The sequence below is a fragment of the Mesorhizobium sp. M0676 genome, from assembly GCF_040320535.1.
GTDB lineage: Bacteria > Pseudomonadota > Alphaproteobacteria > Rhizobiales > Rhizobiaceae > Mesorhizobium.
In genome coordinates, this window is the sequence record NZ_JAMYPU010000004.1 from 226,320 (window position 1) to 245,162 (window position 18,843).

General features: G+C 63.9%; 18 protein-coding genes. 14 read left to right on the plus strand and 4 right to left on the minus strand.

Annotated elements, in window-relative coordinates:
* Position 1: 1 nt before the first annotated feature.
* Both NKI35_RS06435 and NKI35_RS06440 read right to left on the minus strand, forming a co-directional pair.
* A complete protein-coding gene (locus NKI35_RS06435; protein ID WP_352739123.1) occupies positions 2–790 on the minus strand; it encodes a CoA-transferase subunit beta in 789 nt (262 codons plus the stop codon).
* Positions 787–1,644, minus strand: a complete 858-nt coding sequence (locus tag NKI35_RS06440) for a CoA transferase subunit A (protein ID WP_352739125.1) — start codon at positions 1,642–1,644, stop codon at positions 787–789. The genes NKI35_RS06435 and NKI35_RS06440 overlap by 4 nt, the downstream gene beginning before the upstream one ends.
* Positions 1,645–1,759: 115 nt before the next feature.
* Between NKI35_RS06440 and NKI35_RS06445 the strand changes: the two genes are divergently transcribed.
* From NKI35_RS06445 to NKI35_RS06500, 12 genes are all read left to right on the plus strand, one after another.
* A complete protein-coding gene (locus NKI35_RS06445) occupies positions 1,760–2,530 on the plus strand; it encodes an IclR family transcriptional regulator domain-containing protein (RefSeq protein WP_352739127.1) in 771 nt (256 codons plus the stop codon).
* 207 nt (positions 2,531–2,737) lie between these two features.
* Positions 2,738–3,463, plus strand: a complete 726-nt coding sequence (locus tag NKI35_RS06450; protein WP_023815836.1) for a GntR family transcriptional regulator — start codon at positions 2,738–2,740, stop codon at positions 3,461–3,463.
* Between the two features lie 3 nt (positions 3,464–3,466).
* Positions 3,467–4,495 (plus strand): ADP-ribosylglycohydrolase family protein, encoded by a 1,029-nt coding sequence (locus tag NKI35_RS06455; protein WP_352739129.1) that lies wholly within the window; start codon positions 3,467–3,469, stop codon positions 4,493–4,495.
* Positions 4,492–5,466, plus strand: coding sequence for a PfkB family carbohydrate kinase (locus NKI35_RS06460; RefSeq protein WP_352637234.1), 975 nt, complete (start codon positions 4,492–4,494; stop codon positions 5,464–5,466). The genes NKI35_RS06455 and NKI35_RS06460 overlap by 4 nt, the downstream gene beginning before the upstream one ends.
* Positions 5,467–5,499: 33 nt before the next feature.
* Positions 5,500–6,561 carry an ABC transporter substrate-binding protein gene (locus NKI35_RS06465; RefSeq protein WP_352739131.1) on the plus strand — a complete coding sequence of 354 codons (1,062 nt, stop codon included), beginning with the start codon at positions 5,500–5,502 and terminating at the stop codon, positions 6,559–6,561.
* Positions 6,562–6,627: 66 nt separating this feature from the next.
* Entirely contained in the window at positions 6,628–7,497 is an 870-nt protein-coding gene (locus tag NKI35_RS06470) for an ABC transporter permease (protein WP_023702159.1), read from the plus strand.
* On the plus strand, positions 7,497–8,285 hold the full coding sequence (locus tag NKI35_RS06475; protein ID WP_023744546.1) for an ABC transporter permease: 789 nt from the start codon (positions 7,497–7,499) through the stop codon (positions 8,283–8,285). Before NKI35_RS06470 ends, NKI35_RS06475 begins: the two co-directional genes overlap by 1 nt.
* On the plus strand, positions 8,285–9,352 hold the full coding sequence (locus NKI35_RS06480) for an ABC transporter ATP-binding protein (protein WP_352739133.1): 1,068 nt from the start codon (positions 8,285–8,287) through the stop codon (positions 9,350–9,352). The genes NKI35_RS06475 and NKI35_RS06480 overlap by 1 nt, the downstream gene beginning before the upstream one ends.
* A gap of 103 nt (positions 9,353–9,455) precedes the next feature.
* Complete coding sequence (locus NKI35_RS06485) at positions 9,456–10,544, plus strand: Gfo/Idh/MocA family protein (protein WP_352739135.1); 1,089 nt, start codon at positions 9,456–9,458, stop codon at positions 10,542–10,544.
* Between the two features lie 54 nt (positions 10,545–10,598).
* Positions 10,599–11,513 carry a sugar phosphate isomerase/epimerase family protein gene (locus NKI35_RS06490; RefSeq protein WP_023804913.1) on the plus strand — a complete coding sequence of 305 codons (915 nt, stop codon included), beginning with the start codon at positions 10,599–10,601 and terminating at the stop codon, positions 11,511–11,513.
* A gap of 16 nt (positions 11,514–11,529) precedes the next feature.
* Positions 11,530–12,624, plus strand: a complete 1,095-nt coding sequence (locus NKI35_RS06495; RefSeq protein WP_352739137.1) for a fatty acid desaturase family protein — start codon at positions 11,530–11,532, stop codon at positions 12,622–12,624.
* Positions 12,625–12,709: 85 nt separating this feature from the next.
* Positions 12,710–13,513: a 3-methyl-2-oxobutanoate hydroxymethyltransferase gene (locus NKI35_RS06500; RefSeq protein ID WP_023696224.1), complete on the plus strand. Its 804-nt coding sequence runs from the start codon at positions 12,710–12,712 to the stop codon at positions 13,511–13,513.
* On the opposite strand, the gene NKI35_RS06505 is transcribed toward NKI35_RS06500, so the two are convergent.
* Both NKI35_RS06505 and NKI35_RS06510 read right to left on the minus strand, forming a co-directional pair.
* Positions 13,514–15,022, minus strand: a complete 1,509-nt coding sequence (locus NKI35_RS06505; RefSeq protein WP_352739139.1) for an HAL/PAL/TAL family ammonia-lyase — start codon at positions 15,020–15,022, stop codon at positions 13,514–13,516.
* Entirely contained in the window at positions 15,019–16,020 is a 1,002-nt protein-coding gene (locus NKI35_RS06510) for an ornithine cyclodeaminase family protein (protein ID WP_352739141.1), read from the minus strand. Before NKI35_RS06510 ends, NKI35_RS06505 begins: the two co-directional genes overlap by 4 nt.
* A 110-nt stretch (positions 16,021–16,130) precedes the next feature.
* On the opposite strand from NKI35_RS06510, the gene NKI35_RS06515 reads away from it, so the two are divergent.
* Together NKI35_RS06515 and NKI35_RS06520 are read left to right on the plus strand one after the other, a co-directional pair.
* Positions 16,131–17,564, plus strand: a complete 1,434-nt coding sequence (locus NKI35_RS06515; protein WP_352739143.1) for a DHA2 family efflux MFS transporter permease subunit — start codon at positions 16,131–16,133, stop codon at positions 17,562–17,564.
* 272 nt (positions 17,565–17,836) lie between these two features.
* The gene (locus tag NKI35_RS06520; protein WP_352739145.1) at positions 17,837–18,823 is read left to right on the plus strand and encodes an ABC transporter permease; all 987 of its coding nucleotides are present in this window, start codon (positions 17,837–17,839) and stop codon (positions 18,821–18,823) included.
* The last annotated feature ends 20 nt before the right edge of the window (positions 18,824–18,843 follow it).

Here is an 18,843-nt window from a genome sequence, read left to right on the forward strand (position 1 = left end):
GTCATGCGGCCTTTTCTTTTCCGCTTCCCCCATGCGCCGCCTTGGTGCGGGCCTGCAGGTCGCGCAATGTCGTCAGCTCGAGTTCCGTCGGCGCCGGCGTTTCGTCAAGCGCCTCGGCGAACTTTACGATCCAGCCACAGCTGTCCTGCACCTGCTGCCGCGTTGCGCCGGGATGCAACGACACCACGGTGAATTCCTTGCTCACCGGATCTGGCTTCCAGATGGCAAGGTCGGTGATCAGCAGCGTCGGCCCTGATGTCTCGATGCCGAGGCGCTGGCGATGGTCGCCGCCATCGCCATGGCCGAAGGAGGTGAAGAAGTCGATCTTCTCGACCATGCCGCGCTTGGTCTGCGCCATGGTGATGTAGATCTCCTTCGACGAGGTGGCGATCTCGGGCGCGCCGCCGCCGCCGGGCAGGCGGGTTTTGGGGTGTCCATAGTCGCCGATGATAGTGGTGTTGATGTTGCCGAACTTGTCGAGCTGGGCGGCACCGAGGAAACCGATCGAAATGCGCCCGCCCTGCAGCCAGTAGCGGAACATCTCCGGCACCGAGACGGTGGTGACGGCGGTGTCGCAAAGTTCGCCGTCACCGATCGACAGCGGCAAAACCTCGGGCGCGGTGCCGATGGTGCCGCTTTCATAGATCAGCGTGATGTCGGGCGCATGCGTCAGCCGCGCGACATTGCAGGCGGCCGACGGCGCGCCGATGCCGACGAAGCAGACATCGTCGTCTTTCAGGGCTCGGCTGGCGGCAATCGTCATCATCTCATTGGGAGTAAAGCCGCTCATGCCGCGCTCCTCAGATGCTTTACGCGGCCGGCGAAATCGTCCGCGGTGCGCTCGATGACATTGGCCTGCATCCAGGCCTGGAATCTTTCACGGTCGGCGGCGATGTCGTCCCATTCGAGATAGGCGGCATTGTCGCGCGCGTAATAGCCGTGCGTGTAGGAGGGATGCGAACCGCCTGATACCACCGAGATCGCAGCGATGGTCCAGCGCGGCAGCACGGTGAGGTTGGGATGCAGGTCGTCGAAATTGTCGACGACTTCCTCTACCGTCGCCACGGCGCGCTTGGCCGCGAGCACCGCTTCCTTCTGGATGCCGATAATGCCTTCGACCAGCACATTGCCTTTTTTGTCGGCCTTCTGAGCGTGGATGAAGGTCACGTCCGGTCGGATGGAAGGAACGGCGGCAAGCACCTCGCCGGTGAACGGGCAGGTGACCGAGCGGATGTTGGGATTGACTGCCGCCAGCCCGGCGCCGCGATAGCCGCGGAACACCGCGCAAGGCAGGCCGGCAGCTCCCGCCTCGTAGGCGTTGGCCATGCCGGCATGGCTGTGCTCCTCGATCTCGATCGACCGGGGGAAGCCGTTCTCGATGGCGTCGCGGGCGCGGCGCAACAGGCCGACGCCGGGATTGCCCACATAGGAGAAGATGATCTTCTTCGCCATGCCCATGCCGATCATCTGGTCGTAGATCAGGTCAGGAGTCATGCGGATCAATGTCAGGTCGCGAAATCCCTGGCGGATGGCTTCGTGCGCCGCCGCCGTCGGGATCAGATGGGTGAAGCCCTCGAAGGCGACCGTATCGCCATCATGCAGGTTCTCGGCCACGGCCTGTTTGAGCGGCAGGAAATTGACCATCGCCAAGAACTCCGAAGTTCAAAAGTTCGTATTGCGAACACTTGTTTTGTATGAGATATTTTTACATCGCGCCGCCGAGACGAGTCAAGGCGGCGCATTGTCTTGCGGAGGCCGCATGGAGGACAAGGCAAAGACGCGCGACCATGTCGGCTCGCTGGAGCGCGGCCTTGCAGTCATGGAGATACTGGCCCGGCATCCGGCCGGGATGACGCTGACCGAAATGGCGGAGGAGGCGGGGCTGACCCGCGCCGGCGCGCGTCGCTTCCTGCTGACGCTGACCGCCACCGGCTATGCCACGCAATCCGGCCGGCAGTTTTCGCTGTCGCCGCGCCTGCTCGCCATCGTGCGCTCTTGGCTCGGCGGCGCCTCGCTGTGGACCTTCGCCGCACCCATCATGCGCGACGTGGCCGGCCAGTTCGACGAGGCCTGCAACGCTGCGGTGCTGTCAGGCGAGGATGTCGTCTATGTCGCGCGCATTCCCGGCCGCCGCATCCTCAGTGTTTCGCTCGATGTCGGCACCAGGCTGCCGGCGCATTGCACCTCGATGGGGCGCGTCCTGCTGTCGTGGCTGGGCGCGGATGAGTTGAAGGCCTTCCTTGCAGAAGCCAAGATCGAACGGCGGACGCCGAAGACGATCACCAGCCGCACCGCGCTGGCCAAGGCCATCGACGCGGCGAGGGCGGGTGGCTTTGCCGTCGTCGATGAAGAGCTGGAGCTTGGCCTGCGCTCGATCGCGGTGCCTATCTGTGACCGCGCAGGCAAGACCGTGGCGGCGATCAACGTCTCGGCGCAGTCGGCGCGGTTCTCCGTCGAGGCGATGGAGCGGGATATCCTGCCAGCGCTGCGGACGGCCAAGCAACAGATTGAGGAATTTTTCTTCGTGTGAGCGCAAGGCTAATCGCCTGAGGGAAGCGCTGCCCCCGCTCTGTCTCGGAGACGGGACGCCCTACGCGGTTAGCGTCGCCATGCGAACAAACGATGCCCTGGGGCACCTGAGCACAACGCATATGCGTGAATCCAAATATATCGTTGACGTCGCCCTTCAACTCCAATATTGAACAGGACTATACAGGTTTATTGAACAGGTACCCTTATGAAGCGGCGCGCGGTTCAACTGTCTCCCGGCACGGGCAAGCCCGAGCAGATCGCCACCGTTCTCGAACATGAGATCCGCTCCGGCGTGCTTGGCTTCGGCGACCGCCTGCAAAGCGAGAACGAACTCGTCCAGCGCTTTTCCGTCAGCCGCAACACGGTCCGCAAGGGCCTCGAGGAGCTGTCCAGCCGTGGGCTGATCACCACCAAGGTCGGCATCGGCTCCTTCGTCACTTTCGACGGCAAGCCGGTCGATGACAGCATTGGCTGGTCGCGGGCGCTTGCCAATGCCGGCGCCAATGCCGAGACCCGGACGCTGCGGCTTGAAGTGATCGAGGATGCCGATCTTGCCGCGCTGCTTGGCATCGAAAGCCCGTTCTTCATCGCCGTCGACCGGGTGCGCACCAATGCCAGCGACGGCCATGCGATCTCCATCGAACGCAGCCGCCTGCCGCTGTCGCCCGAACTGGAGGACGTGCCGCTGCGTGGTCTGCGCGAAGGCTCGCTCCACCAGACGCTGCGAGCCGCCGGTCTCATTCCAGACCATGGCGAGGAATGGGTCGGCATCGAGATGCTCAACGCCGAAGACGCCGCCATCCTCGGCTGCCCGCAAGGCACGCCGTTCCTGCGCGGACGCCGGCTGACGCGTGCGGCTGACGACCGGCCGATCGAATATGTCACCAGCCTGCTCAACCCGGCGCATTTCGCGCTGCATATGAGGTTTTGAGCGATGCCAGACAGCACCATTCTCGATCGCGCCATGGGCGCGCTTGTCGGGGGCGCGCTGGGCGATGCGCTCGGCATGCCGACACAGCTTCTGTCGCCGGCGCGGATCGCCGAGCTATACGGCCATGTCGAGGATTTCGTGGCGCCGTTTGCCGATCATCCGGTGTCGAAGGGGCTCGTTGCCGGCACCATCACCGACGATACCGAACAGGCGCTGCTGCTTGGTCGCATTCTGGTCCAGTCCGGCGACCGCTTCGATCATGCGCGCTGGGTGAACGCACTGCTCGACTGGGAGCGCGAGGTCAAGGCGCGCGGCAGCTATGACCTGCTGGGACCATCGACCAAGCGCGCCATCGACGCCATCAATGACGGCGTGCCGGCGGAAGAGGCGGGAAGCCGGGGCGACACCAATGGCGCGGCCATGCGCATCGCGCCGGTCGGCATCATGATGCCGCTGGAACCGCTCGACGCTTTCGTCGCCAAGGTGGCCGAAACTTGCCGTGCCACGCACAACACCTCGATCGCCATCGCTTCGGCCGCAGCAGTTGCCGCCGCCGCCAGCCACGGCGTCGCCGGTGGCGACTGGCGTGCCGCTTCCGACAGCGCGGTAGCAGCCGCGCGGCGAGGCGCCCGGCTCGGACATTGGGTGACTGGTGGCGATATCGCCGCGCGTATCGCCTGGGCGCAGGAGCTCGTGCGCGGCAAGACCATGCGGGATGCGATCGGGCTCATCACCGATCTCGTCGGCACCGGTGTGGCCAGCCAGGAGTCCGTGCCGGCAGCTTTCGCCGTGCTTGAAGTCGCGCAGGGCGATCCCTGGCAAGCGGCAATCATCAGCGCCAATCTCGGCGGCGACACCGACACGATCGGCGCGATTGCCTCAGGCATGGCCGGCGCCTGCGTCGGCTTTTCGCAACTGCCGCAACAACACATTGCCGGGCTCGTCGGCATAGATATGGGGGAGGTGCGCTCGCTTGCCGAAGACCTCGTCGCGGCGCGCACGGCAAAGGCCAGCAAGGATGCCGCGGCATGAGTGGGCGTCTGGTCCATATCGGCAGCGCCGTCGTCGACTATGTCTACCGCATCGACGCCTTGCCGGCGCCGGGCTGCGAGAAGACCGCGTCGAGCTTTGCGCAGGTCGCCGGCGGCGGCTTCAACATGATGGTCGCGGCCAGCCGCACCGGCATGACGGTGGTGTTCGGCGGCCAGCTCGGCAGCGGACCGAATGGCGATTTTTTGCGCGCAGCGTTTGCGGCCGAAGGCATCATAACGCTGACGTCGCCATCGCCGGTCATGGACAGCGGCAATTGCGTCGCCATGATCTCCGGGGATGCCGAGCGCACCTTCGTGTCGTGGCCCGGTGCGGAGAGCATTCTCAGCCTCGAGATGATGAGGCCCGTGGTGGTCGCGTCTGATGATTGGGTGTTCACGTCGGGCTACACGCTGAGCTATCTCGGAAGCCACAACGCGCTGACCGACTGGATCGAGGCGCTGCCAGAAAACATTCCCTTCGTTTTCGATCCAACGCCGGTCATCGCGGATATCCCACGTCCCATCCTGTCGCGGGTGCTTGCCCGTACGACATGGCTGAGCTGCAACATGACGGAAGCGGTCGAGATCGCTGGGCAAGGCGATGTCGAGGCACTCGCCGCCCGGCTGCTCGCCGACCACTGCCCAAAGGCCGAAGGCGTCGTTATCCGCGCCGGCGCCAAGGGCTGTTTCGTGAGGTTGGTCAATGGCGAGACGCAGACCATTGCCGGCTTCAAGGTCGATGCCATCGACACCAATGGCGCCGGCGACACCCATATCGGCGGTTTCGTCAGTGCACTCTCGCGCGGCGTGCATCCGTTCGAGGCGGCGCGCTATGCCAATGCGGCGGCAGCACTTTCCGTCACCCGCCATGGCGGGTCATCGGCGCCGACCGACAGCGAGATCCAGACTTTCCTGAGCCAGGCCGCCACGGGCGAGCCGGGCCAGAACCAGAAGGCCCATCAGACAGCCTGACCCGCCAAGCGGGCAAACAAGAGAGGAACGAACATGCGCATGCCAAGACTGACTGCCCTGCTGACGGCGACCGCCGTCATCACCTCCGCGCTCACGCTGGCCGCCAGTGCCGCCGAAGTGCATGTGCTCAACTGGAAGGGCTACGGCGCCGACGAGCCGTGGGCGATCGAAGCCTTCGAAAAGGCGACCGGCAACAAGGTCGTCAACGACTTCTTCAATTCCGAACAGGAAATGCTGACCAAGATCCGCACCAATCCGGGCCTCTATGACGTGGTCATGATCAACGCCGCCTTCAACGATCAGGCGATGGCGGAAAAGCTGATCCAGCCGATCGATGTCTCGAAGCTGCCGAACTATGCCGACATCAGCAAGGACAAGGCGCAATCGCCGATGCTCGACCATGACGGCAAGGTCTATGGCGTGCCGTGGGTGTGGGGCCTGACGGCGCTGGCAATCGACGAAAAGTCCTTCGACAAGCCACCGACCTCGATCGCCGAAATGTGGGACCCAGCGCATAAGGGCCGGGTCGTCATTCGCGACGACGCTGTCGAAGCGGTGCAGTTCGGCGCCATCGCCACCGGTCAGAATATCAACGACATCAAGGATATGGAAGCGGTCAAGGCGAAGCTGACCTCGCTGATGCCGCAGATCAAGACGTTCTGGAGCTCGGAGAACGACTGGAACCAGATGGTCGCCTCCAACCAGATCGACATCGGCACCTATTGGAGCGGCTCGGCCGATCGCGCCAAGACGCATTTCAAGCTGCCGGTCTCGCTGGTCGTTCCGCAGGAAGGCGCCGTCGCCTGGCTCGACGCGTTCTCTATTCCCGTGGGCTCGAAGAATGTCGAGGGTGCGCAGGCCTTCATCAACTGGATGATCGATCCGAAATTCTATGTCGAATGGGTCACCAAGGTCGGCGCGCCGGTGTCGGCCAACACCAAGGCGGTGGAAGCGCTGCCTGAAGACTCCTTCAACCGCAAGGTGATGGGCGATCCCGAGGTGGCCAAGCGCATCCAGTTCCAGGCGCCGATCACCGACGCGCAGCGCGAGGCCTATCTGGCGCTGTGGCAGCAGCTCAAAGTCGACGTGAAGTAACGCTCACGTCCGGACCAGCCGGCGGTTGGCGCCGGCTGGCCCTTCAATCCTGGGGAGGAGGGTATCATGGCAGTACAGGGTGCGGTCGCGTCGCGCAGCGGGCTGAGATCGGCCCTGCCGCTGCTGGCGCCGGCCTATCTCTGGCTGACGGTGGCGATCTTCCTGCCGCTCTCGGCCATGGTATTCTTCTCCTTCATGACCGACCTGCCGCTGTCGGGAAAGCCATGGGCGTTCACCCTTGGCAATTACGCCGCCTTCTTCTCGCAGAGCCTGTACCTGACGCTGCTGCTCGCTTCGCTGCGGCTCGGCCTCGAAGTGACTTTGTGGTGCGTCGTCATCGGCTACCCCGCCGCCTATGTGCTGGCCAAGGTGCTGAAGGGGCGCAGCCGCGAGGCGATCTTCCTGCTGGTCATCCTGCCGTTCTGGTCGAACGGGCTGGTGCGCATCTTCTCCTGGGCGATGGTGCTGCGCGAGGGCGGCATCCTCGACACGGCGCTCAACGCCGTGCTGCCGTTCAAGATCAACATCGACCTGATGTATTCCTATCCCGCAATCATCATCGGCCTGGTGCACTCCTACGTGCCCTATATGGTGCTGACCTGCTATCTCACGCTGCAGGCAATCGACGACTCGCTGATCGAGGCCGGGCGCTCGCTCGGCGCCTCGCGGCTGCAGGTGCTGAAGCGGGTGATCATCCCGCTGTCTATGCCCGGCCTGGTGGCAGGTGCGGCACTGATCTTCGTGCCGGTCGTCGGCTCGTTCATGGAGCCGCGCATTCTCGGCGGTCGCACCGGCACCTTCTACGGCACGGTGATCGAAGACCAGTTCGTCGCCGTGTTCAACTGGCCGCTTGGTGCGGCATTGTCGTTCATCCTGCTCGCCGTCGTGCTGGTCATCCTCGCAGTTGCCTCGCCGGTGCTGAAGAGGGCCGCGTGATGAAGACCACCCGCATCCTCCAAGGGCTGGGCCGGTTTTACATCTTCCTGCTGCTCGCCTTCCTCTATCTGCCGATCATCATCATGGCGCTGATGTCGTTCAACGTCTCGCCCTTCTACCAATTGCCGTTCGAATGGACGACGGAATGGTATGCCTCGCTCTGGCAGAACGACCAGCTGATCGCGGCGACCTGGAACAGCCTCGAGATCGCAATCATCACCACGCTCATCTCAGTGGTGCTGGGCTCGGCGGCATCGCTGGCGCTGTTCCGCTATGATTTCCGCGGCAAGAAAGTGCTGCAGGCGCTGCTGTTTCCGCCAATCGCCATTCCGTGGCTGATCACCGGCACGGCGATGCTGATCTTCTTCTTCGGCGTCGGCATTGGCCGCGGCCTGTTCGCCATCCTGCTCGGCCATGTGGCGCTGGCGCTGCCCTATGTCATCGTCGTCGTCTCGGCCCGGCTGCAGACTTTTGCACCGGAGCTGGAAGAGGCGGCGCGCTCGCTCGGCGCCAACCAGTGGCAAGTGACGAGGCGTGTGACGCTGCCGTGGATCATGCCCGGCGTCATTGCCGGCGGCTTGTTCGCATTTGCCGTGTCGTTCGACCAGTTCGTCGTCTCCTACTTCCTGGCGACGCCGGGCCAGACGACGCTGCCGGTCGAAATCTACGCCGCGATCCGCAAGGGGTTCACGCCCGAGATCAACGCGGTCTCGACCATCATCATCGTCGTGTCGATGGCGCTGATGCTGCTCACGGCGCGCTTCTTCAAATTCGGCGGAGAGAAATAATGGCCGGCGTGCAGGTATCGAACGTCTCCCGCAGTTTTGGCGCGCACAAGGCGCTGGACGACGTCTCCATCGATTTCGCCGATGGCGGTTTCTATGGGCTGCTTGGCCCCTCGGGCAGCGGCAAGACCACGCTGCTGCGCCAGATCGCCGGCTTCGACTTTCCCGATACTGGCCGCATCACCATTGGCGGTGAGAGTGTGGAACGCGTGCCGGTCGAAAAGCGACGCATCGGCATGGTGTTCCAGAACTATGCGCTGTTTCCCAATATGAGCGTCGCCGATAATGTCGCCTTCGGCCTGTCGGTGCGCGGCGAAACGAAAGCGACGATCGCCACTGAAGTGCAGCGCGCGCTCGATCTCGTCCAACTCGGCAAGCTCGGCGAGCGCCGCCCGCACCAGCTCTCCGGTGGCCAACGCCAGCGTGTGGCGCTGGCACGCGCCATCGTCACCAAGCCGCGCGTGCTGCTGCTCGACGAGCCGCTCGGCGCGCTCGACAAGGCGCTGCGCGTCGACATGCAGATCGAGCTGAAGCGCATCCAGCGCGAGATCGGCATCACCACCATCTTCGTCACCCACGACCAGGAAGAGGCGCTGACGATGAGCGACCGCATCGGCATCCTGCGCGATGGCAGGCTCGTGCAGGAGGGGCCGCCGGAGGAGATCTATGACCGACCGAAGAGCGAGTTCGCCGCCACCTTCCTTGGCGACGCAAACATTTTTCGTGGCGATGCGACCGGCGACGGCATCCGCCTGCCTGACGGCACGGCGATCGTTGCCGGCGTAGGCGACAGGCTTGCCGCCGGCGCGAAGGCGAGCTGCGCGGTGCGACCCGAACGCATTCGTATCGCCACCGCTGCCGGGGTTGCGGATGCGGCCAATGCCAACGCGCTGAAGGGCCAGGTCTCCCAGCGCATCTTCGCCGGCAACAACAGCACCTATTTCGTCGAGCGCGCCGGCCAGACGCTGAAGGTCATCGTCCAGAATACCGGCAATGACCGGCTGGCCGAGGGCCAGGATGTGGTGCTCAGCTGGTCGCCGGAAAGCACCGTGCTGATTGCCGCAAACTAGTTCGCACCGTCACCCCGTCATGGTTCTGATGGGAATTGATGGAGCGGACCTTGGCTGATGGGCCGGCCATGGCGTTATATCCTGTCGTCCAAGGGAGGAATGGATGGCAGGCCAGGGTTTCGAGCCGGATGTGAGGGTTCGCACCAGCGAATACCGGATCGGTTGCATCGGCGCCGGCATGATCATGGCCGAATGCCATCTTGCCGCCTATGCGCAGGCCGGTTTCCCAGTCGTCGCCATCGCCTCGCGCACCAAGGCCAGCGCCGAGAAGGTAGCTGCACGCTGGAGCATTCCGACCGTCCACGACACGCCGGAACAACTGATCGAGAATCCCGAGATCGAGATCGTCGACCTTGCGTTTCCGCCCGATCTGCAGCCGGCGCTGATCCGCCATGCGCTGAAGCAGCCTCACATCAAGGCGATCCTGGCGCAGAAGCCACTGGCGCTGTCGGTCAATGAAGCCGTGAAGCTGCGCGACGAGGCAGCCAAGTCAGGCAAGATCCTCTCGGTCAACCAGAACATGCGCTACGACCAATCGATGCGCGTCTTGAAGCAGATCATCGACAGCGGCGCGCTGGGCGACATCGTCTTCGCGCAGATCGACATGCATGCGATCCCGCACTGGCAGACTTTCCTTCAGGACTACGACCGGCTGACGCTGGCCAATATGAGCGTGCATCATCTCGACGTGCTGCGCTTCCTGTTCGGCGATCCCTCGGAAATCACCACGCTGACACGCAAGGACCCGCGCACGACATTCGAGCATAGCGACGGCATCACCGTCTCGACGCTGCGCTTTCCCTCCGGCGTGCTCGCTGTGTCGCTGGAGGACGTCTGGTCCGGACCGCGCCAGGAGGGCTATCTGGACGACCAGCACATCAACTGGCGCGTCGACGGCACCAACGGTGTCGCCAAAGGCACGATCGGCTGGCCGAAAGGCGTGGCCTCGACGCTGACCTATGCCTCGACCGAGACGACGGATGGCAAGTGGGTCAGCCCGAGCTGGGACACGATGTGGTTCCCGCATGCCTTCATCGGCGTGATGGAGCAATTGCAGCATGCGGTAAAGACAGGCGCGCCGCCGGCATTATCGGTTGCCGACAACGTCAAGACGATGGCGCTGGTCGAGGCCGGCTACCGCTCGATGGCGCAAGGCCGCACCGTCAAGCTGTCCGAGATATCGATCGACTGAACATGCCGCCGAATAGCGTGGCGGCTGAATCGCTCACAGGGAGGAGTTCACATCATGATGCAGGCAGGTATATTCACCGGCTATTTCCCCTATGAGCTCGCCGAGGCCGCCCGCCGCATCCGTGCACTCGGCTTCAACACGGTGCAGCTCGACATGCATTTCAGGGATGTCGATCTCACGGCCGGGCAGATCACCGGGGACAAGGCGAGGACAGTGCGCGACACGTTTCGCGACCACAATCTGCCGGTCTGCTGCATCTCGGGCTACACCAACATCATTCATCCCGACAAATCCGAGCGCGACAAGCGCGTCGGCTATCTCAAGGAAATCATCCGCAATGCGCGCGCCTTCGGCTCGCCCTACGTGATCTCGGAGACCGGAACCTACAACACCGAATCCGACTGGGTGCATCACCCCAGGAACAAGACCGAGGAAGGCTTCGAGGAATGCCGCAAGGTGATCTCGGACCTTGCCCAGACGGCTTACGACCACGGCGCGGTGTTCCTGCTCGAAACCTATGTCAACAATGTCGTCGGCTCTGTCGAGGAGACGGTCAAAATGTTCGCGCAGGTCGACCATCCCGGCCTCGGCCTGCTGATGGATCCGACCAATTATTTCGAGGCGCACAATATCGACCGCATGGACCAGGTGCTGAACCAGGTGTTCGACACGCTGGCCGACAAGATCCGCATCGCGCACGCCAAGGACGTCAAGCGCTCAGGCAGCGACAAGACCGAGAAGCATGCCGATATCGGCGACGCGGACGCGCATGAGGGGCTGACCTTCCGCGGCGTCGGCGAGATCGAGCTGCCGGCGCCCGGGCTGGGATCGCTGAATTACGATCTCTATCTGCAGCGGCTCAGTGAGAAGCACCCGAACATCCCTGTTATCATCGAGCATCTGACCGAGGACGACGTGCCGCGGGCGAAAACATTTCTCGACGGGAAGTTCCGCGCCAACGGGCTTTGAGGTAGGCGAGACGGTGATGGCGACGGCGGCCAAGACAAAGCGCGATTACGGCCTGGTCGGCGAAAGCACCCGCCGGGCGATCGAGACCGGGCTGGCCTCGGCCGAGTGGTATCACACCGACGTGCCGCGCAAGGCAATGAAGGAAATGATGCAGCGCTCCGACGGGCCGGCGATCCGCGATACAGTGATCTGGATCGCAGCCATCCTGGGCTCGGCCGCCGGCATCGTGTGGTTCTGGGGCACGTGGTGGGTGGTGCCGTTCCTGCTCGTCTATGGCGTGCTGTATGGATCGTCGAGCGACTCGCGCTGGCACGAATGCGGCCATGGCACCGCCTTCCGCACACGCTGGATGAACGATGCGATCTACGAAATCGCCAGCTTCATGGTGGTGCGCAATCCGGTGCAATGGCGCTGGAGTCATGCGCGGCATCACACCGACACGATCATCGTCGGCCGTGACGCCGAGATCGCGGTAATGCGGCCGCCAAATCTGGTCAAGGCGGCGCTTGCCTTCACCGGCATTCTCGATTTCCGTTATTCGCTGCCGATCCTGGCGCGCCAGGCGTTGGGCAAGCTGTCGGACGATGAAAAGAGCTACATTCCTGAGACCGAACAGGGCAAGGCCATCACGGCGGCGCGCTGGCATGCCGCCGTGTACGTTGCGACGATCGCCCTCGCGATCGCGCTGGGTTCATGGCTGCCGCTGGTGCTGATCGGCCTGCCGCGTCTTTATGGCAGCTGGCACATGGTTCTGACCGGCCTGCTCCAGCATATCGGGTTGGCTGACAATGTCGTCGACCACCGGCTGAACACGCGCACCGTCTACATGAACCCGGTCAGCCGCTTCATCTACTGGAACATGAATTACCACGTCGAGCATCACATGTTTCCGATGGTGCCCTACCATGCGCTGCCGAGGCTGCACGAGCTGATCAAGCACGACCTGCCGGCGGCGAACCCGTCCATATGGCATGCCTATCGCGAGGTCTGGCCGGTGCTGCTGAAGCAGCTGCGGTACGAGGATTATTTCCTCAAGCGCGAATTGCCGCCGACGGCGCGGCCCTATCGCGGTGAATTTCACGAGCTCGATATGTCGGCGGCGGCCGAGTAGCGAATAAACCACCCGCCTTCTATCCGGCCTGTTACGGGGCCGGTAAGGTGACCGGGAAAAGCAACCAGCCAACAGGGACATCCCGATGAGCCGAAAGAGACCGACCGTCGCCGATCTGCGCGCCATGAAGGGCAAGCGCCAGCTGACCATGCTGCGCGTTCTGACCATGGACGAGGCCGAGGCTGCCGAGCGGGCAGGGGTCGATATCGTCTCGGTGCCGCCCGAGCTGGTGCTCAACCCTGAGTATCGCGATGCGGCGCCCAGCCTGTTCACCATGCCGGGCGAGAACTTCTATGAAATAGGCACGGCGGACGATTTCCTGCGCTGGGCGTTCCGGCTCTACAAGGCCGGAGCCGACGCCGTTTATTGCAGCGCCGGTTTCGCCACCGTGAAGCGGCTCGCCGACGACGCGATCCCCGTGATCGGCCATGTCGGCCTCATTCCGTCCCGCGCCACCTGGACCGGCGGCTTCAAGGCCGTCGGCAAGACCGCCGACACCGCCATGCAGATTTTTGAGGCGGTCAAGCAGTATGAGGCCGTTGGAGCGCTTGGCGCCGAGATCGAAGTGGTGCCGGTCGAGGTGGCGAAGGCGATCTCAGAACGGACCTCGCTGATCATGCTGTCGATGGGTGCCGGCACCGGCTGCGACGCGCAGTATCTGTTCGCCGACGATATTCTTGGCCAGAACCGGGGCCACATGCCGCGCCATTCCAAGGTCTATCGCAACTTCGCCGCCGAGTACGATCGCCTGCAGGCCGAACGCGTCGCGGCGTTTTCCGAGTACGTTGCCGACGTCGATAGCGGCGCCTATCCGGAAGACAGGCATGTCCTGCGCATGGATCCGGCCGAGCTCAGCCTGTTCATGAAACGGGTGGACGCAAAGGGCTGACTACTCGGCCTCCTTGCCGATCATCGCTGCACCTTGCCATGTTCCGTCGGCGAGCATGGCATGGAGCACCTCGGCATCCGTTCCCAGCGGCCGGTCCTCCCTGAGCATCGCTACATGCGCGCGCACCGCGGTATGGACCGCTGCTGTGCCGGGCGCCAGCTTGAGACCGTCGCGCAGGTCCACGGCCTGTGCGGCGGCCATCAGTTCGAAGGCGATCAGCCGTCGCCACAGCGCGATCATCCCGGCGCATTTCGACACGGCAAGCGGCGTCTGCGTGGCGTGGTCCTCTACGCCTTCGGACACGGCCAGGAAATCCAGCATCACCGGATTGGCCTTGTGGCGGATGCCGGCCAGGATTGCCGTTGCGGTCTTTTGCAGCGGCACGAAACCGGCCGAGGCGCCGCCGACCGGTGACAAATATTTTGGCAGGCCGTTGCGGCCGGAGCCGGTCAGCTGGATCAGGCGGGCAGCACTTGCGGCGGCGCATTGTGCGATCGCCAGGCCGAGCGTCTCGAAGGCAAGCGCCAGCGATGCGGTGTGGAAATTGCCGGTCGACAGAACCAGCCCGTCATCGCCCAGCACCAGTGGATTGTCGGCGGCGGCATTGAGTTCGATCTCCAGCGCCAGCCGCGCCTGGTCGATCGCCTGGATCAATGCACCATGGATCGACGGCATGCAGCGGATCGACAGCGGGTCCTGCAGGGTGGTCGGCGCCGGCTCTTCGTCGCGGGCAAGCAGGTCGCGCAAGCCCTTCGCCGCGAGTTGCTGGCAGGCTGCCGGCCGCGCCAGATGCAGGCGCGGATCGAGGATGGTGCGGTTGGCGCCAAACCCTTCCATGGTCAGCGCGCCGGCCTGCTGCTGTTGCGCAAAGGCCGACAGCGCGTCGGCCAGTACCAACGCGCCAGTGCCGGCTGATACCGCCGAGGCGTTGATCAGCGACAGGCCGTCTTTCGGCGCCAGGCTGATCGGAGCCAACCGCGCCATCATCAACGCCTTGGCCGCCGGCATGCGCCGACCCTGATAGTCAGCTTCGCCGTCGCCGGTCAGCAGACGGGCGAGCGCCGCCATCAGCACGAGATCGCCGGCGCCGATCGAGCCCAACTGCGGCATTACCGGATGCACGCCTGCATTGAGCGCATCGACAAGGGCGGTGAAAGCCGCCGGCGAAATGCCGGAGCCGCCGACTGCCAGCATCGCTGCGCGCGCAAGCATGGTCGCCCGCACCGCCTCTTGGGGCAACGGTTCGCCGACAGCGCCGCTTCGCCCTTCCAGCAACTGGCGCTGGAAGGCGCTGGCATCGCCCTCGACCGATGTGCCGAGATTGGCGCCGAGCCCGGTGTTGAGCCCATAGATTTGCTGACCGGACGCGGCGACCTGATCGAGCACTTTTCGCGCTTTGTCGAGCCTCTCGATGACTGTCGGTTCAACCTCGACCTTGCGGCCGCCGCGGGCGACCTGCGCAACGTCCTCGACGCTGACGCCGGCGCCGGTGAGGACGAGCGCGCTCATGCGAAGCGCAGCCTCTGGCCGATGCCTTTATCAGCAGCCTTGGCCAGCATCGCCTTGCCCAGCGCAATGTCGGACAGCGACAGGCCGCGATGCCAGAACAGGATCGTCTCGTCGTCGCTTTGCCGGCCCGGCTTGAGGCCGGCGGCGATCTGGCCGAGCTCGGCGTGCAGCGTGGTCTCGCTCAGCCTTCCGGTTTCGACATGAGCGCGCAGCGAGCCGAACTTGCCGCCCTTGCACTGGCCCCAATCGTCGACGACCATTTTCTGCATGATGTCGGTCAGCGACAGCTCCACCGCGCTCATCGTGCCGTACGGCACGACCAGTGCACCAGGCTTGATCCATTCGGTCTTGAGCAGCGGCTGCGGCTCCGGCAGCCGTGAGGCTTCGACGACGATGTCGGCGCCCTTGATGCAGCTTTCCCAGTCGGCAACCGCCGTGACTTTCTTGCCGAGATCGGCCGAGAGTTTGGCGGCGAAGCCGTCGCGGCTTTCCGGGCGGCGCGAATGGACGCGGATCTCGTCGAAGTCGAAGAGATGGTCGAGCAGGCGCACATTCCAGTAGGCGGTGCCGCGCGCGCCGATATGGGCCAGCACCTTGGAGTTCTTGCGCGCCAGATGCTTGGCGCCAATGGCGGTGACCGCGCCGGTGCGCAGGTCGGTGATGACGGTGGCGTCGAGAATGGCGCGCGGCGTGCCGGTGCGCGGATCGAACAGGTTCAAAATGCCGAATTCCGAGGGCAGGCCGTGCAGATAATTGTCGACATAGTCGCCGACGATTTTCACGCCCGCCGTATCGAGCGGCGCAACGTAGCCGCGCAGAACGTTGAAATGGCCATGGAAGGAAGGGTCAGGTTCAAGATGGACACGCGGCTCGATCACCGTCTGGCCATTGCCTTGCGCGATAAGCCCGGCTTCGACAGCGGCAATGATTTCGCCGTCGGTCATCTCCAGGGCTTCGATATCGAGGCCATTGAGGTAGTCGATATAGATAGGCTTCATGCAATGTCCTTGGCCGCCCCGCCCATCCATAACAGGCTGCGAGCCGACACGGAAGTTTGTTGGATAAGCTCTGGACGGGGCCAGCCATATGCTGTTCAACGCGGTTCGCCATGACTGCCGTTCCCGACACCGAGGCCTCCGCCGTAACCGCCAGCAATGCGCGGCGCGTGGTGCTGATCGTCGCCATCGCGTTTTTCATGCGGCTGCTGGATTCGACGATCATCTCGACCTCGCTGCCGCAGATCGGACAATCCTTCGGCGTGCCGGCGGTGGCGATGAGTATCGGCATCACCGCCTATATGCTGACCATGGCAGGGTTCGTGCCGCTGTCGGGCTGGCTTGCCGACCGCTTCGGCGCGCGCAACATCTTCCTGCTGGCGATCGTACTGTTCACGCTGGCCTCGCTGGCCTGCGGCTTCTCGCAAAGTCTGACCCAGTTTGTCGCCGCCCGTGTCGTGCAAGGCCTTGGCAGCGCGCTGATGACGCCGGTCGGGCGAATTCTGGTGCTGCGCAATGCGTCGAAATCGGAGCTGCTCAACGCCACGGCGCTGATCACCTGGCCGGCGTTGTTTGCGCCCGTGGTCGGGCCGGTGCTTGGCGGCTTCATCACAACCTATCTCTCCTGGCACTGGAATTTCTTCATCAACATCCCGCTTGGGCTGGTCGGGCTGGCGCTGGTCGCGCGCTTCATTCCGGGCGACCGCGCGGCCGATCCCAAGCCGCTGGATTGGCCGGGGTTTTTCCTCACGTCGCTGGGGCTCGCGCTGCTGCTCTACGGCCTTGAGCGCATCGCACATCCGGAAGACGGCGCCTTGCCCGCCGTGCTGCTGGTTGCCGCCGGCATCGTCATCGGCTGGCTGGCGGTGCGGCATCTCCGGCGCGCGCCGCATCCGCTGCTCGATCTCAGCGCGTTCAAGGTGCAGACCTTCGCCATCTCGACGCTTGCCGCCGGCACCATCTTCCGCGTCGCGATCAATGCCACGCCGTTCCTGCTGCCGCTTTTGTTCCAGGTCGGTTTCGGACTTTCGCCGGTCGATGCCGGCTTGATGATCCTGGCCTATTTCCTCGGCAATCTCGGCATGAAGACGGTGACGACGCCGACGCTGCGGCGCTTTGGTTTTCGCACGGTCATGGTCGTCAACGGCCTGATCGCCTCGGCCTCGATCATGGCCTGCGCGGCGATCTCGCCCGAAACGCCGCAGGCGCTGGTAGTGATGCTGATGCTGATCGCCGGCTTGACGCGCTCGATGCAGTTCACGGCGCTGAATACTCTGGCCTTCGCCGACATCGATGCCGCGCAGCGCAGCTCGGCGGCGACTTTGTCGTCCATGCTGCAGCAGATATCGATGCTGTTCGGCGTGGCGCTGGCGGCTGCCATTCTCAACCTGTCGCAGATCGTCAGGGACCGGCCGGCGCTCGACCTCGTCGATTTTCGCATCGCCTTCCTGATCATCGGCGCCATCGGGCTGGTGGCGGCGTTGCGGTTCCTCGTGCTGCCGCCCGGTGCAGGCGCCGAAGTTTCAGGCCACACGTCCAGGACCTGAATTCGCAATTTTCGCCGCTCAGGCGGCAATTAATTCCGCCTTGTGCTTTCGCCTCAGAACGGCACCTTCGCGCATACGCGCAATGGCGCAACCAAATGCCAAAAGCGCGGCCTTTTCCTAGGATTGCGCCAGTTCTAGCAATCGGTGCGTCCACTGGAAGATTATCACTGCCAACGGGCGTTCTGCGCGCGGATTCATTTGACGAAGCGGCGCCGAGCCGATTAGCTTTCTTCGGAAGGGGTGGCAGAGCTGCCATCGGGGCGAATGCAGACATGAACACGATTGGCTGGCCAAATGTCAGGAGCCTGGATCAGGAAGGCATTGTCTTTGCCATCGCCGTGGTGCTGTTCGTCGCCGCTGCCATTGGGCTGCCTGGTTTCATCGCTCCCAACAATCTCGTTGCCATCGTCCGCTCGGTGTCGGTGCTGGGCATTTTGGCGCTCGGCATGGCGGTCGTCATAATCGGCAGGGGCATCGACCTGTCGGCGGTGGCGATCATGGCGATGTCGGTCGCCTGGTATCTGCAACTGCTCAACGCCGGAACGCCTGATGGGCTCGCCTTCGCCTACGTGCTGGCAGGCGTGCTCGCCATCGGCCTGCTCAATGGTTTTCTCGTCGCTTATGCCGACGTGCCGGCGATCTTCGTGACGCTGGCGACCGGCTCCTTCGTCTTCGGCTATGTCCGCTCGCAACTGATCACGCAGGATGCGGTGCCGGTGCCTCAGGGCCATTGGGTGGAGCTGCTCGGCGGCCTGCGTTTCCTCGACATTCCGATCGAAGTGTTCGTCTTCGCCGGGCTCGCCTTCCTGTTCTTCCTGTTCCTGCGCTACACCAAATGGGGCCGCTACATCTATTTCGCCGGCGACAATCCGGTCGCCGCGCGCAACATTGGCATTCCGGTGCGGCCAATGCTGGTGCTGCGTTATGTGGTTTCGGCCTTTGTCGCGCTGATCGCCGGCCTGCTCACGGCGGCAAGCCTGCATTCGATCAACACCCGCGTCGTCAACTCGACGCTGCTCTATGACATCGTGCTGGTGGCGGTGATCGGCGGCATCGGCCTTTCCGGCGGGCGGGGCGGGGTGCGCAATGTGCTGGTGGGCGCTGCACTGATCGGCATCCTGTCGAACGCGATGACCATCATCGACATTCCGCTGCTCTATCAAAACCTGATCAAGGCGGCGATCCTGCTCGGAGCCATCATCGTCGACGGCATCATCAATCCGCGTGACGAACAGACCGCGCAGCAGGGCGACATCTAAGGGGTACCCGACCGGGTCAT